Here is a 13,347-nt window from a genome sequence, read left to right as displayed (position 1 = left end):
TCCCTACTCCTTTTTGTGGTGAAACAGACTGCGGAACATGTGCCGGATTTCTCGCCCGTCGAACTGAAGGAAGCTTGCGACAACGCGTTTTCTTTCGGTCTTCTGGCGTTGATCAAGCACAGCGATTAGGCCACCCACGGACAAACCGATCTGCGCGTTTATGCGGCCTTGCGTATCGGCGTGCGACGCTACAAAGGTCAGCAACGCGTCTTGCTGCACAGAATAGTCGTTGAACAAACCAAGATTATCCTGAAGTTTTTTCAACGGTTTAAGGATCGTTCTCAATCCGTTCGCATCGAAGAGCGGGGCAAACAATTCCATCAGATATCTTAGTTTTTTGCATTCGATACGAAGCTCATGCACCGTCTTGTCTGGCGTATCATCGCTTATGCCGCGCGCCAGTTTGCACATCTTGCGATAATGCTTCCAGATCAGCGCGCAGGCATAGTCATACGTGCCGCGATGCGCGTTTGGTCCGAGGTCCAAGTGATCAGTACTGGTGAACATTGCGGTCAGGTCGTTCATGGACGTCGTGTAGTCGGCGCTGCGCAACCAGCGAGATAGGCGCAGTTGCTCTTGTGTACGTTCCGTTTGAAACTGATCAAGCATCTCGGACAGTCCTGCGTGAAGGCTCGGCGGGATAAGATTGAAATACTTGTCTTTTTTCAGAAGGTAGACATCCAAATCACGCAGAGGTCCCGTGGGGGCCATAAGATCGGAAAAGAGCCGCTTCAGTTCGGCCGTCTGGGCCTCGGACAACACAACCTTGAACAGGCTGATCACTGACCTGATCTTGCGCAACGATACCCGGTAATCGTGCAAAAACTCGGTGTCGATATCAGCGATCATGCCCTCCTCGTTTTGCCGTGCAACCCTCAGATATATTTGAACGATTTTCGCAGCGACTTCGCTGCAAGGATCTGCTTGACCGAACTTTATTTCAGGCTTGGCCTGATAGGGAACCATGTCTGGAAACAGACTGGGATAGACCGTTTCAACGTCACGAACACCGCCCGAAACGCGATCGAGAGCGGAACGGACCAACTGATAGGCCTTCTTATACCCGCGCAACTGCTGAATTCGTACAATGGTTGCCTGCCCTGATGGCGTCGACATGTACGTTAAAGTTCCCCTGACTTTTGTCTTTTGCAGATCATCAAGCACGGCGAAGGTCTTTGCCTCGATCTCTCCAACACCAATCTGCGTCAGCGCCCGTAGTTCAGGAAAGTCGCTCAGCGCCTTCTGAACCGGCCCTTCTGGCAAGTCCCGTGCAAACCGCAGATGCCCCGAGTGCTGCTGAGACAAAGGGCCGTGGTCCTTCCGCAGCAGGTGCAACACCCCGCCAGTATCGATCAAAGCACGACCCGAGGCGCGCAGTGACTGATCGTGACAATCCAGCAATGCGAAAGCTGCGACGGGGCTATCGGGTGAAACTTTTTGGGAAAACCCGGCAATGGCATTTGCCAGAGCCGTTTCGTCAATCCTCGCTGGGAAAATGAACTGATCGCTTGACGATCTGGTCATGATACGCCTTTCCAGTTCAACTTCAGAAACCCCTTTACAGGTTTCTCAACGATCATATGCGCGCGCCCCTTGTTTGGTTTGGTTGCTCCAACGCCATCCAAGGTTCTCCTTTTCAGTCTCGGCTGAACCCGAAAGGACATCAAGGCATTATGCCTGCGACCGAGTGTAATCACGGGGTGACAGGCCTCGGGTGCCGAAGTAAGACACCGCTATGAGCGAACCAGTATCTTCGATCCGAAACCTTGGCCCCGCCTTTGAACAGGCCTGCGCACGTGCTGGTATTCATTCGGCTGAGGCACTGCGAGAACTGGGGCCGGACGAAGCCTATGCCCGCCTGTTGCGCGCCGGCACCAGGGCGCATTTCATCGGATATTATGTTCTGGTGATGGGATTGCAGGGCCGCCCGTGGAACGATTGCAAGGGCGACGAGAAGAAAGCCCTGCGCGAAAGGTTCGACGCAATCAAAGCTGGTAACGGTGCTGCTCCGGAAAACCAGATGATTGCAGATCTGGACGCCATCGGAGTTCGTGTTGCACCAAAGGACTTAAAGCAGCTCTGAACGAATAAGGCCGCACCCAACCAAGGATGCGGCCCCTGTTTGTCACCAATGGCTGTGGCTTAACCGACCAGTTCAATGCCCGAGAAGAAGTATGCGATTTCAACCGCTGCGGTTTCCGGTGCGTCCGAACCGTGGACCGAGTTTTCACCGACCGATTCCGCGAATTCAGCGCGGATGGTGCCGGGGGCTGCGTCCGCAGGGTTCGTTGCGCCCATAACTTCACGGTTCTTTGCAATGGCGCCTTCGCCTTCCAGAACCTGAACAACAACCGGAGCCGACGACATGAATTCGCACAGTTCGTCATAGAACGGACGTTCGGCATGAACGTCATAGAACTTGCCAGCCTGAGCTTTGGTCATGTGAATGCGCTTTTGCGCCACGATGCGCAGGCCTGCTTCTTCGAACTTGGCGTTGATCTTGCCGGTCAGGTTGCGGCGGGTTGCATCGGGTTTGATGATCGAGAATGTGCGTTCCAGTGCCATGTCGGCCTCTCCTTATAATGTGACGCGGGACCCGCGCCGAAATCCATCGCGCGCCGGGTATCACGGACTTTGACCCATGAAAAGTGTAATGATGCCTTGCCCGTGGCTTTGCAGTTCAGATTGTGTCTGGCAAAGGGTCGACGCGGTCCAGTCGACGGACGTAAAGCACCGCCAGCAAGCCAGCAAAGCTACAGGCCCACATCATGCCCAGTACCAGATACGGCCCATTTTCGGGGCTAACGAACGCGCCGGTCATTGAGGTCAGAACAGCGCCCAAAGCCACGATCAATGCCCCCGACAGCCCTGCCGCGCTTCCTGCCAGTCCGGGGCGTACTGACATGACGCCAGCCGCGGCATTGGCATTGGTCAAACCGTTGCCAAAGCCGACACAGATTGCCGAGCCGAAGAAGACCCAGACCGATCCCAGATCAGCGAGAAACAGCATCAATCCACAAAACGGCCCGGTCGAGGCCACGATCCGCCCTGACAAGATCATTGTCGTCAGGCGCGTCCGGGCCGCAATCTGACCGGTGACAAAATTGCCAACCATGAACCCGCCGGTGATGATGCCAATCCCCAGCCCCAGCATTGCAGGGCTCAGGTCGAACCACGCTGCAGCAACCAGCGGCGCACCGGTGATAAAGCTGTAGAACCCCCCAATCGAAAACGCTGCGCATAAGGCATAGCCCCAGAACCTGCGGGCACGGAACAGATGGGGATACTCGCGCAGTTGGGCACCAAATGTGGACGAGCGGTTGGTGTTGGTCTCGCCCATGTCGAACCAAAGCAGCACCAGCAACCCTGCCCCAAGCAACGAGTACAGGACAAACCCCGAGCGCCAACCGAAAAGCATATCCAGCGCCCCACCCAACATCGGCCCAAGCATCGGGGCCAGCGCCATGGCCATCGCGACGTAACCGAGTTTGCTTGCCGCCTCATTCGGTGCGTAACGGTCTCTGATCGACGCGCTGGACAGGACCGAGCCCGCGACAACAGCAGCCTGAAGCAGACGGAAGCCAAGAAAAACCCAGATCGATCCAGCCAGCGTGCATCCGATCGACGCAAGGACAAATATTGATACACAAATCAAAAGGATAGGTCTGCGACCAAAGCGATCCGATAAAGGGCCCATAATCAGTTGCAATACTGCCGAAACCGCCAGATACCCCGCGACCGACAGGTTCATCAGACCGTAATCCACAGCGAAATCTTCACTCATATGTGCCAGCGACGGCAGGAACATGTTGAGCGTCAGTACAGACAGCGCCGTAGCAAAGATCAACGTGATCAGGGATGGAGGCGTCCGGGCCGCGCGCATGTGGAAAACCGTTTCAAAAAGCAAACGAGACAGCGCTAACACATTGCTTGACACTTGAAAATGCCAAGCCGCTGGCGGCGGCATCACACCTCTGCTAAGAGCGCTCCATGTTACGGATCGAAGACATCACCTATGCCGTTGAAGGCCGCCCATTGTTTGATGGCGCCAGCGCAACCATACCAGACGGTCACAAGGTTGGCCTTGTGGGCCGGAATGGCACGGGAAAGACCACGCTTTTTCGCCTGATCCGCGGGGAGCTGGCGCTGGAATCGGGCAATATTACGGTCCCCAAGCGCGACCGCATTGGCGGGGTCGCGCAAGAGGTCCCCTCGTCCAACGTTTCGCTGATCGACACTGTTCTGGCCGCTGATACCGAGCGCAGCGCCCTGATGGCCGAGGCTGGCAACGCAACAGATCCCACGCGAATTGCCGAAATCCAGACGCGGCTGGCCGATATCGACGCCTGGTCGGCCGAAGCCCGCGCGGCCTCGATCCTCAAGGGGTTGGGGTTTGACGACGCAGACCAATTGCGCCCCTGCTCGGATTTTTCCGGTGGCTGGCGGATGCGCGTGGCCTTGGCGGCGGTTTTGTTCTCGCAACCGGATTTGTTGCTGTTGGACGAACCGACCAACTATCTGGATCTTGAAGGCGCGCTATGGCTGGAAAGCTATCTGGCGAAATATCCGCACACGGTCATTATCATCAGCCATGACCGGGGCTTGCTGAACCGTGCCGTAGGGTCGATCCTGCATCTGGAGGATCGCAAACTCACCTATTACGCCGTGCCTTATGACAAATTCGCCGAACGGCGGGCGGAACGTCTAGCGCAGGCGGAATCCGAGAATGCAAAGGCCAAGGCCCGCATCGCACACCTGCAAAGCTTTGTGGATCGCTTCCGCTACAAGGCGTCAAAAGCCGTACAGGCCCAATCGCGCCTGAAGATGATTGAACGCATCCAGTTGGTCTCAACCCCGCAAGAGGCCGCGCTGCGTGCGTTTTCCTTCCCCGAGCCCGAGGAACTGTCGCCACCGATCATCCAGATTGAAGGCGGTGTGACGGGTTATGGCGAAACCGAAGTACTGCGCCGCCTGAACCTGCGCATCGATCAGGATGACCGCATCGCGCTGCTGGGCAAGAACGGTCAGGGTAAATCGACCCTGTCCAAACTGCTGTCAGACCGCCTGCCCCTGATGGCAGGCAAGATGACCCGCAGCAACAAGCTGCGCATCGGGTATTTCGCTCAGCATCAGGTGGACGAGCTTTATGTGAACGAAACGCCACTGGACCACCTGCGCCGCCTGCGCCCGGACGAGGCGCCGGGCAAGTGGCGCTCGCGTCTGGCGGGGTTCGGCCTGAACGCGGCTCAGGCGGAAACCGAGGTTGGCCGCCTGTCGGGTGGGCAGAAGGCGCGCCTGTCGCTGCTGCTGGCAACCATCGACGCACCACATATGCTGATCCTCGACGAGCCGACGAACCATCTGGATATCGAAAGCCGTGAGGCGCTGGTCGAAGCGCTGACCGCCTATTCGGGTGCTGTCGTGCTGGTCAGCCACGACATGCACCTGCTGTCGCTTGTTGCCGATCGGTTGTGGCTGGTCTCGGACGGTACGGTCAAATCTTATGACAGTGACCTTGAATCCTATCGTGCCCTATTGCTGGCGCGTGACAAACCGGTGAAAGAAAAGCCACAAACAGAGAAGCCCAAACGCGCCTCGCGCGATACCATGCTGGCATTGCGGGCGGACCTGCGCAAATGCGAGGACCGGGTCGAGAAACTGACAGAGATGCACGACAAGCTCGCGGCAAAACTGGCCGACCCGACGCTTTACGAAGACGACAAGATCAACGATCTGGAAATCTGGAATCGCAAATTCGCCGAGGTGGTCGAGGCTATGCAAAAAGCAGAAGCGCTTTGGATCGCCGCTGCTGAGCGACTGGAACAGGCAGAAACGGTATGAGCGATCCTGTCGTTGAAACCAAAGCAATGATCGCGGGAATGCATCCCGAAATTCAACCCGGAGAATTCGCATTTGTAGTCTGGCCCGAAGATATGGACTGGCCCGACGGGACACGCGCCAGTTACGTCGAGGCCGAAGGGCTGTCTTTAGTCGTTCCGATCAATTGCGCACCAAAAGAGGCGGTCGCTATGCGCTGTATCACGCTTCAGGTGCACTCCTCGCTGGAAGGCGTGGGTCTGACCGCTGCAGTCTCGGGGGCGTTGGCACAGGCCGGAATTCCGGCAAACATGGTTGCGGGCTATCACCACGATCATGTTTATGTTCCGTCCGGACTGGCCGAAGACGCCCTGAGAATTTTGAAACATCTGCAACAGAGTAGCAAAGAGTGATTGACACCGCATTTCTGATCACCGCGTTCACAACGCTTTTCGTGGTTCTTGATCCACCGGCGCAAACGCCGATTTTTGTGGCCCTGACCCAGAACATGGATTGGCACACGCGCCGCTCTGTCGCTGTTCGCGCGTGCCTGACTGCTGGCGGCATTCTGGCGATGTTCGCGGCCTTCGGCGAAGCGCTGCTGGGATTTGTCGGCATCTCGATGGAGGCGTTTCGTGTTGCGGGGGGTGTTTTGCTGTTTCTGACCGCGCTCGACATGCTGTTTGAACGCCGGACCAAACGTCGTGAAAACAGCGCCGAAGAGGAAGAACATCCGGACCCGTCTGTGTTTCCACTGGGTATCCCACTGATTGCAGGGCCCGGTGCGATTGCCACTATGATCCTGCTGGCCGGTCAACATCCCGGCATTCAGGGCCTGGCCGTGGTCATCGGCGTTATGCTGGTCGTTCTGGCAATGGTTTTTGTGATGTATCTTTCATCAGGGGCCGTGGCACGGCTTTTGGGGAAAACCGGATTGAACGTGTTGACCCGGCTTCTTGGGATGCTGCTGGCTGCATTGTCTGTTCAGTTTATTCTCGATGGCCTCAAGGCCTTTGGATTTGCATCTTAAATCCCCATATTCACAAGGTTAGAGGGATTTCCGGGTAACCGCATGGACAGTTTCGACATTGGACGCCTGATCTATCTGGCCCTGCTGGGGGCGGCGCTGCTGATGTGGTTTGTCACGCATAATCGGCAGTCGCTTAGCAAGACATTCCAGCAGGTTATGGCATGGGTGTTCATATTCGTCGGGGTCATCGCACTGGTCGGCCTGTGGGAGGATATTCGCTCCTCGGTCGGTCCCGCACCGCAGATGAGTGTCACCGGAAACTCGGTTGAGGTTCCCCGCGCCTATGACGGCCATTATTACCTTCCGGTTCTGGTGAATGGTGAGCTGATTACCTTTCTTGTCGACACCGGTGCCAGCCAGATCGTGTTGAACGCGCAGGATGCCAAACGGGCAGGCATTGATCCCGATCAGCTGAATTATTTCGGGCGCGCCTTGACTGCAAACGGTGAGGTGCGTACCGCGCCGGTGCGGCTTGAGACCCTGACGATAGGACCCATTACGGATCAGAACGTTTCGGCCTGGGTCAACGAGGGTGAGCTGGATAAATCGCTTTTGGGGATGGAATATCTGCACCGTTTTTCAAGCATTCAGTTTGCGGATGGCAAGCTGATCTTGTCCCGTTAATGCTCCTCACCCCTTGAGAACAAAAGTGGAACATGATAGCTTGCAGGCATGTCTGCTCAGCTTCTTGGCCACAAACCTGCGCGTCAGGTACCGGGGGTAAATCTCCATTCGCAGATCACCCTGCAACCGGGCCGCGTGCACGAGGCTTGCGGCCCCGCCCGGCGCAGCTTTGCCATCTGGCTGGCCGGTCAGACACAGGGGCCCGTGCTGTGGATTTCCCCCGCGTGGGAGCCCGCCCAACTGAATCCCGACGGAATGATGGCCTTTGCTGATCCGGCGCGTTTTCTGTTCGTCCATCCCACCCGCGCCGAAGATCTGCTATGGTGTATTGAAGAGGCGCTGCGCAGCGGAGCCATCCCGCTGATCATAGGCGACCTGCCCGGCGCGCCGGGGCTGACACCAGTGCGGCGGATGCATCTGGCCGCAGAACAAGGCGGCACGATGGGCCATGCCCCGCTTGGCCTGCTGCTGACGCCCGGTGATGGCGGCGCACAAGGGGTTGAGACACGCTGGCACATGGCCGCCGCCCATCAGGGGGATGCCAGGCATTGGACCCTGACCCGCCGCCGCGCCCGCGCCCTGCCCCCGGTCAGCTGGCAAGCCACTCAGACCGCTGCCCGCACCGGTCTGCACCTGAAACGCATTGAAACAGAGGACATTCTGACGTGAAGCCGCAAGGATCACGCAAGATGTGACTGGCCAAACTCTGGATCGCACCCTAGCGTCGCCGCATGAGCCATCCGATCCATGACAGCCGCTATTCCTGGATACGCCTTCTGATCACGCTCGCCATCGCAACTGTGGCGAATGTGGGAATGTGGGCTGTAATCGTGGTCATGCCCGCCGTCGAAGCAGAATTCAGCGCCGGTCGCGCCGAAGCCTCGATGCCATATACACTTACGATGATTGGATTTGCGCTGGGCAATATGTGGCTGGGGCAACTGGTGGACCGGCTGGGTGTGACACGCGCCCTGATCGGCGCTGCTGTTTTAAGCGCCTTCAGTTATCTATTGGCAACGCTAGCCCCGAATATAACGCTACTATCCGCGGCGCATCTGCTGGTCGGGCTGGGAACATCGATCGGATTTGGGCCCTTGATCGCCGATATCTCGCACTGGTTCATGAAACGGCGTGGAATCGCCGTCGCACTGGTGGCCAGCGGGAATTACCTGTCTGGGGCAATCTGGCCTACTCTGCTGTCCGGTATTCTGGCACGCGACGGCTGGCAACAGGTCTATCTGACATTGGCGGCTCTGACGTTGCTGGTTGTCATCCCCCTGTCCTTGTTGTTGCGCCGCAAGGTCCCAATCGAGGCGCACGACACAGCCGCGGCCACAGCCCGGATCAACGCACGCAGTGTCGGTGTTTCACCACGCGTGTTACAGTACATTCTTGGTCTGGCCGGCATTGGATGTTGCGTAGCGATGTCCATGCCACAGGTCCATATCGTGTCGTATTGCGTTGGGCTGGGATACGGCCCCGCAGTGGGGGCTGAGATGCTATCGCTGATGCTACTGGGCGGCGTCGCCAGCCGTATCGTCTCGGGCCTGTTGGCCGACCGTCTCGGTGGCGTCATGACACTTCTGATCGGCTCTGTATTGCAGTGCATCGCGCTGTTCCTGTTCCTGCCGTATGACGGGATGGTCTCACTTTATGTGATCAGCTTGCTATTCGGTCTGGCGCAGGGTGGCATCGTGCCCAGCTACGCTTTGGTTGTCCGCGAATACATGCCGCCGCAAGAAGCCGGCGCGCGAGTCGGATTCGTCATGATGATGACAATTCTTGGCATGGCGCTTGGTGGCTGGATGTCAGGCTGGATTTACGATGTCACCGGAAGTTACCAACTGGCTTTCGTCAACGGCATTCTTTGGAACGGCTTGAACATTGCCATCGTTCTGATGTTGATCAAAAGATCCCGCCCCAGACGGGACACGGTCATGGCATGACACACCTGACCCGCCGCTTCGTACTTACGGGGATGGCGGCTCTGCCTTTGGCCCATACGGTGCAGGCCGCCTTGAAGCCATACAATTTGTCACCGAACGGCACCCGGGTCGGGTTTACCTATGACCTCTCCGGCATTCCCCAGACCGGATCAATGCCGATCCGGGACGCGAACGTGGAAATTGACACGCAACGCCTGCAAAACAGCCGGGTCACGGTGGTGCTGGACGTTACCAAGGCCAGAACCCGCTTGCCCTTTGCCCGCATGCCGATGCTCGGCCCCAGTGTATTGGACGCCGAAACCTATCCGACAATTCAGTTCGTATCGACTGACATTCAATTGGGGGCGGATGGGCGCATTTCGAATGGCGCTCGTGTCAAGGGAGAACTGACTATCCGAGGTCTGACGCACTCCATAACCTTGGAAGCCAACCTGTACCGCCAGCCTGGTACAGCCGCGAACGACCTGAGCCGCCTGTCCATAGGTTTGATCGGGACTTTGAACCGGCACGATTTCGGTGCCTCGGGTTATCCCGATCTGGTAGGACAACATGTTGGGCTGGACATTCGTGCCGAGATCATTCGAGCAACCTGACTGACAAAAAGCAAAAAACGACTGGATAAAGTCGAATAGTTGCGCGCATTGTCCGGTGACGCCGCCTATCTGAGAAAACCATGCGCACGATCATTTCATTTGCCGCCCTGTTTCTGTCGGTCATTCTGCTTCAGCTTTCAACAGGCGGCGTCGGGCCACTGGATGCCATCTCCGGGATCACGTTAAGCTTTTCGACCGAACAGATCGGTATGCTGGGTTCGGCGCATTTTCTTGGCTTTTTCATAGGTTGCTGGTGGGCGCCGCGACTGATGGGCAGCGTCGGGCATTCCCGCGCATTTGCCGTATGCACAGCGCTGGGCGCGATGGGGTTGATCGGCCACACCCTGACAGACAATCCTTATGTATGGGCGGCGCTGCGCATCGCCTCGGGCACATGTGTGGCAGGCTGTTATACCGTCATCGAAGCCTGGCTGAATGCAAAAGTAACCAATGAGACACGTGGACGAGCCATGGGCACCTATCGCATCGTCGATATGGGTGCCTCGCTGAGTGCTCAGTTGATCATCGCTGTCCTGCCACCCGCCTCGTATGTATCCTACAACCTCTTGGCGATCCTGTGCTGCGCCTCGTTGCTGCCGCTGACGCTGACACGCGCAAGTCAACCGAAGACGCCTGACGCCCCCCGCCTGCGCCCGAAACTGGCGTGGCACAGTTCGCCATTGGCCGTAGCAGGCGTCATTGTTTCTGCACTCAGCTCAGCATCTTTCCGAATGGTCGGGCCCGTCTACGGTCAGGAAGTCGGGCTGGGAGTGGATCAAATCGCCTTCTTCCTAGCTTCTTTCGTTCTGGGCGGGGCACTGGCGCAGTATCCGATGGGGTGGCTCGCTGACAAGTACGACCGGCGCTGGGTCTTGATCTGGCTTTCGGTCGCGGCGGTACTAAGCTGCGGGGTCACAATGGCGGCAAGCGACACGGGAACTGTCGGTGTCATGCTGGCAGCAGGGCTTTTTGGGTTTACGACATTCCCGATCTTTTCGGTGTCATCCGCACATGCCAACGATTTTGCGACAACCGAGCAGAGGGTCGAGTTGTCTGCCGCCCTGATGTTCTGGTACGCGCTGGGGGCAATTGCGTCACCCTATATCACATCAACACTGATCCAGGATTTTGGACCCAGCGCGCTGTTTGCATTTGTCGCGGTCGGCCACGTATTCCTGATCGGCTTCGGCCTGGCCCGAATGCGGTCGCGTCCAACACCCGCGGAAAGAACCAATTACGTCTACGCACCGCGTACATCCTTTACGGTCGGAAGGTTGCTGAAACGCGCCCGCGAGGAATGAAAAGCGAGCCCGCAGCCCTGCATTGCGGAGAGTCTGCGAATTGGCTGACTACAATCTGACCGTATTGCAACGGCCATCGGCGGCTTGGTCGTCCCATCAGGGGCGCGTCACAAATCAGAGTTATTCCAGTCATCTACGAAACCGGGCTTTTGCTGAGCGGTGACATAGGTTAGACGAACGCGCAGTTAGATATGCGGAAACGGAATATGGCTCGGATTCTCATCACCTCGGCAATCCCATACATCAATGGGATCAAGCACCTCGGCAACCTGATCGGCTCGCAACTGCCTGCCGACTTGTATGCACGCTATCAGCGTGGCCGGGGGAACGAGGTCATGTTCCTGTGTGCCACCGACGAACACGGCACCCCGGCCGAACTGGCCGCTGCTAAAGCTGGAAAGCCTGTGGCCGAGTATTGCGCGGACATGTACGAAATTCAGGCCGACATCGCCAAGCGTTTTGGGATGAGCTTTGATCACTTTGGCCGTTCATCCAGCGAGCAGAACAAAAAGCTGACCCAACATTTCGCCGGAAAGCTGGATGAGGCCGGGTTGGTCCGTGAAGTCACGGAAAAGCAAATCTATTCCAACGCGGATGGTCGTTTTCTTCCCGACCGCTATATCGAGGGTACCTGCCCCAATTGCGGGTATGAGAACGCACGTGGCGACCAGTGTGAAAACTGCACCAAGCAGTTGGATCCGACCGACCTGATTGAACCGCGCTCGGCCATTTCGGGCTCGACCGATCTGGAAGTGCGTGAGACCAAGCACCTCTATCTGCGCCAATCGGCGATGAAGGATCAGCTGGATGCCTGGATTGACAGCAAAACTGACTGGCCGATCCTGACCACATCCATTGCCAAGAAATGGCTGCATGACGGCGACGGGCTGCAAGACCGGGGGATCACCCGCGATCTGGACTGGGGTGTTCCGGTCAAGAAAGGCGATCAGGACTGGCCCGGTATGGAAGGCAAGGTCTTCTATGTCTGGTTCGACGCGCCGATTGAATACATCGCCTGTGCCAAGGAATGGGCGGATTCCACGGGGAAACCCGATTCCGAGTGGGAACGCTGGTGGCGCACCGACAAGGGCGCGAACGATGTGCGCTATGTCCAGTTCATGGGCAAGGACAACGTGCCGTTTCACACGCTTTCTTTCCCCGCCACCATTCTCGGGTCGGGCGAGCCGTGGAAAATGGTCGACCACCTGAAATCCTTCAACTATCTAAACTACGACGGCGGCCAGTTCTCGACCTCGCAGGGTCGTGGCGTTTTCATGGATCAGGCGCTCGAGATTCTGCCAGCTGACTACTGGCGGTGGTGGCTGCTGAGCCATGCACCGGAAAGCAGCGACAGCGAGTTCACGTGGGAGAACTTCCAACAATCCGTGAACAAGGATCTGGCCGATGTTCTGGGCAACTTCGTCAGCCGCATCACCAAGTTCTGCCGCTCGAAATTCGGTGAGGTGGTGCCCGAAGGCGGTGAGTTTGGCGAGCGTGAGAACGCTCTGATCGATGAACTTACCAAACGTGTCCGCGCCTATGAGGCGCATATGGAAGCAATGGACGTCCGCAAATCGGCTCAGGAGCTGCGGGCCATCTGGGTGGCTGGCAACGAATTCCTGCAAGCTGCGGCGCCGTGGTCAACCTTTAAGGAAGACCCCGAACAGGCCGCTGCACAGGTGCGTCTGGGTCTGAACCTGATCCGGTTCTATGCCGTGCTCAGCGCGCCGTTCATCCCTGATGCTGCGGCCAAGATGCTAAGCGCCATGAACACGCTTGATACCAGCTGGCCGGAAGACGTAGCCGCAGCGTTGAACGCGCTACCCGCGGGTCACGACTTTACCGTGCCAGACGTTCTGTTCGCCAAGATCACAGACGAACAGCGCGAAGAATGGCAGGCAAAATTCGCCGGTAAACGCGGCTGACCACCCAGATATTCGGAAGCTCAAACGGGGGCCGTTGGCCCCTGTTTTCGTTCGGCACCTCGGAACGGGCCGACACCTAAACCAGCTTAGTTGCACAAATTTTTGGCGTCA

The 13,347-nt window shown here is 57.6% G+C and carries 13 protein-coding genes; 10 read left to right on the top strand and 3 right to left on the bottom strand.

All coding sequences use genetic code 11. The annotated features are described in order from the left end of the window. Positions 1-3 precede the first annotated feature (3 nt). Positions 4-1,524 (bottom strand): CHAD domain-containing protein, encoded by a 1,521-nt coding sequence (locus ACR0JI_RS08765; protein ID WP_480493341.1) that lies wholly within the window; start codon positions 1,522-1,524, stop codon positions 4-6. A 211-nt stretch (positions 1,525-1,735) separates the two neighbouring features. On the opposite strand from ACR0JI_RS08765, the gene ACR0JI_RS08760 reads away from it, so the two are divergent. Further along, the gene (locus ACR0JI_RS08760; protein ID WP_480472383.1) at positions 1,736-2,083 is read left to right on the top strand and encodes a TfoX/Sxy family protein; all 348 of its coding nucleotides are present in this window, start codon (positions 1,736-1,738) and stop codon (positions 2,081-2,083) included. Positions 2,084-2,142: 59 nt separating this feature from the next. On the opposite strand, the gene ndk is transcribed toward ACR0JI_RS08760, so the two are convergent. Beyond that, the gene (gene ndk / locus ACR0JI_RS08755; RefSeq protein ID WP_008757405.1) at positions 2,143-2,565 is read right to left on the bottom strand and encodes a nucleoside-diphosphate kinase; all 423 of its coding nucleotides are present in this window, start codon (positions 2,563-2,565) and stop codon (positions 2,143-2,145) included. A gap of 115 nt (positions 2,566-2,680) precedes the next feature. After that, positions 2,681-3,883, bottom strand: a complete 1,203-nt coding sequence (locus tag ACR0JI_RS08750; protein WP_480472381.1) for a multidrug effflux MFS transporter — start codon at positions 3,881-3,883, stop codon at positions 2,681-2,683. A gap of 107 nt (positions 3,884-3,990) precedes the next feature. Between ACR0JI_RS08750 and ACR0JI_RS08745 the strand changes: the two genes are divergently transcribed. The 9 genes from ACR0JI_RS08745 to metG all read left to right on the top strand — a co-directional run bounded on the left by ACR0JI_RS08745 (position 3,991) and on the right by metG (position 13,236). Next, complete coding sequence (locus tag ACR0JI_RS08745) at positions 3,991-5,841, top strand: ABC-F family ATP-binding cassette domain-containing protein (protein ID WP_480493343.1); 1,851 nt, start codon at positions 3,991-3,993, stop codon at positions 5,839-5,841. Then, positions 5,838-6,230 (top strand): ACT domain-containing protein, encoded by a 393-nt coding sequence (locus ACR0JI_RS08740; protein WP_480472377.1) that lies wholly within the window; start codon positions 5,838-5,840, stop codon positions 6,228-6,230. Before ACR0JI_RS08745 ends, ACR0JI_RS08740 begins: the two co-directional genes overlap by 4 nt. Beyond that, complete coding sequence (locus ACR0JI_RS08735) at positions 6,227-6,847, top strand: MarC family protein (RefSeq protein WP_480472375.1); 621 nt, start codon at positions 6,227-6,229, stop codon at positions 6,845-6,847. The genes ACR0JI_RS08740 and ACR0JI_RS08735 overlap by 4 nt, the downstream gene beginning before the upstream one ends. 42 nt (positions 6,848-6,889) lie before the next feature. Beyond that, complete coding sequence (locus ACR0JI_RS08730; RefSeq protein WP_480493344.1) at positions 6,890-7,471, top strand: retropepsin-like aspartic protease family protein; 582 nt, start codon at positions 6,890-6,892, stop codon at positions 7,469-7,471. Between the two features lie 48 nt (positions 7,472-7,519). Next, positions 7,520-8,140, top strand: coding sequence for an ImuA family protein (locus tag ACR0JI_RS08725; RefSeq protein ID WP_480493345.1), 621 nt, complete (start codon positions 7,520-7,522; stop codon positions 8,138-8,140). Between the two features lie 62 nt (positions 8,141-8,202). After that, complete coding sequence (locus ACR0JI_RS08720) at positions 8,203-9,417, top strand: MFS transporter (RefSeq protein ID WP_480493346.1); 1,215 nt, start codon at positions 8,203-8,205, stop codon at positions 9,415-9,417. Further along, the gene (locus tag ACR0JI_RS08715; RefSeq protein ID WP_480493347.1) at positions 9,414-10,010 is read left to right on the top strand and encodes a YceI family protein; all 597 of its coding nucleotides are present in this window, start codon (positions 9,414-9,416) and stop codon (positions 10,008-10,010) included. Before ACR0JI_RS08720 ends, ACR0JI_RS08715 begins: the two co-directional genes overlap by 4 nt. Before the next feature lie 80 nt (positions 10,011-10,090). Next, positions 10,091-11,311: an MFS transporter gene (locus tag ACR0JI_RS08710; protein WP_480472365.1), complete on the top strand. Its 1,221-nt coding sequence runs from the start codon at positions 10,091-10,093 to the stop codon at positions 11,309-11,311. A gap of 206 nt (positions 11,312-11,517) precedes the next feature. Continuing rightward, complete coding sequence (gene metG / locus ACR0JI_RS08705; protein WP_480472363.1) at positions 11,518-13,236, top strand: methionine--tRNA ligase; 1,719 nt, start codon at positions 11,518-11,520, stop codon at positions 13,234-13,236. Positions 13,237-13,347 lie beyond the last annotated feature (111 nt).

It is taken from the genome of Ruegeria sp. N10 (assembly GCF_056531545.1).
Note: the sequence above shows the minus strand (reverse complement) of the source record. Positions and strands in the feature narration are given on the sequence as shown.

Excerpts from the sequence above, each read along its gene's own strand:
- ACR0JI_RS08760 (WP_480472383.1), top strand. The coding sequence starts at position 1,736 with ATGAGCGAACCAGTATCTTCGATCCGAAACCTTGGCCCCGCCTTTGAA.
- ACR0JI_RS08730 (WP_480493344.1), top strand. The coding sequence starts at position 6,890 with ATGGACAGTTTCGACATTGGACGCCTGATCTATCTGGCCCTGCTGGGG.
- ACR0JI_RS08740 (WP_480472377.1), top strand. The coding sequence starts at position 5,838 with ATGAGCGATCCTGTCGTTGAAACCAAAGCAATGATCGCGGGAATGCAT.
- ACR0JI_RS08750 (WP_480472381.1), bottom strand. The coding sequence starts at position 3,883 with ATGCGCGCGGCCCGGACGCCTCCATCCCTGATCACGTTGATCTTTGCT.
- ndk (WP_008757405.1), bottom strand. The coding sequence starts at position 2,565 with ATGGCACTGGAACGCACATTCTCGATCATCAAACCCGATGCAACCCGC.
- ACR0JI_RS08725 (WP_480493345.1), top strand. The coding sequence starts at position 7,520 with ATGTCTGCTCAGCTTCTTGGCCACAAACCTGCGCGTCAGGTACCGGGG.
- ACR0JI_RS08765 (WP_480493341.1), bottom strand. The coding sequence starts at position 1,524 with ATGACCAGATCGTCAAGCGATCAGTTCATTTTCCCAGCGAGGATTGAC.
- metG (WP_480472363.1), top strand. The coding sequence starts at position 11,518 with ATGGCTCGGATTCTCATCACCTCGGCAATCCCATACATCAATGGGATC.
- ACR0JI_RS08720 (WP_480493346.1), top strand. The coding sequence starts at position 8,203 with ATGAGCCATCCGATCCATGACAGCCGCTATTCCTGGATACGCCTTCTG.
- ACR0JI_RS08715 (WP_480493347.1), top strand. The coding sequence starts at position 9,414 with ATGACACACCTGACCCGCCGCTTCGTACTTACGGGGATGGCGGCTCTG.
- ACR0JI_RS08745 (WP_480493343.1), top strand. The coding sequence starts at position 3,991 with ATGTTACGGATCGAAGACATCACCTATGCCGTTGAAGGCCGCCCATTG.
- ACR0JI_RS08710 (WP_480472365.1), top strand. The coding sequence starts at position 10,091 with ATGCGCACGATCATTTCATTTGCCGCCCTGTTTCTGTCGGTCATTCTG.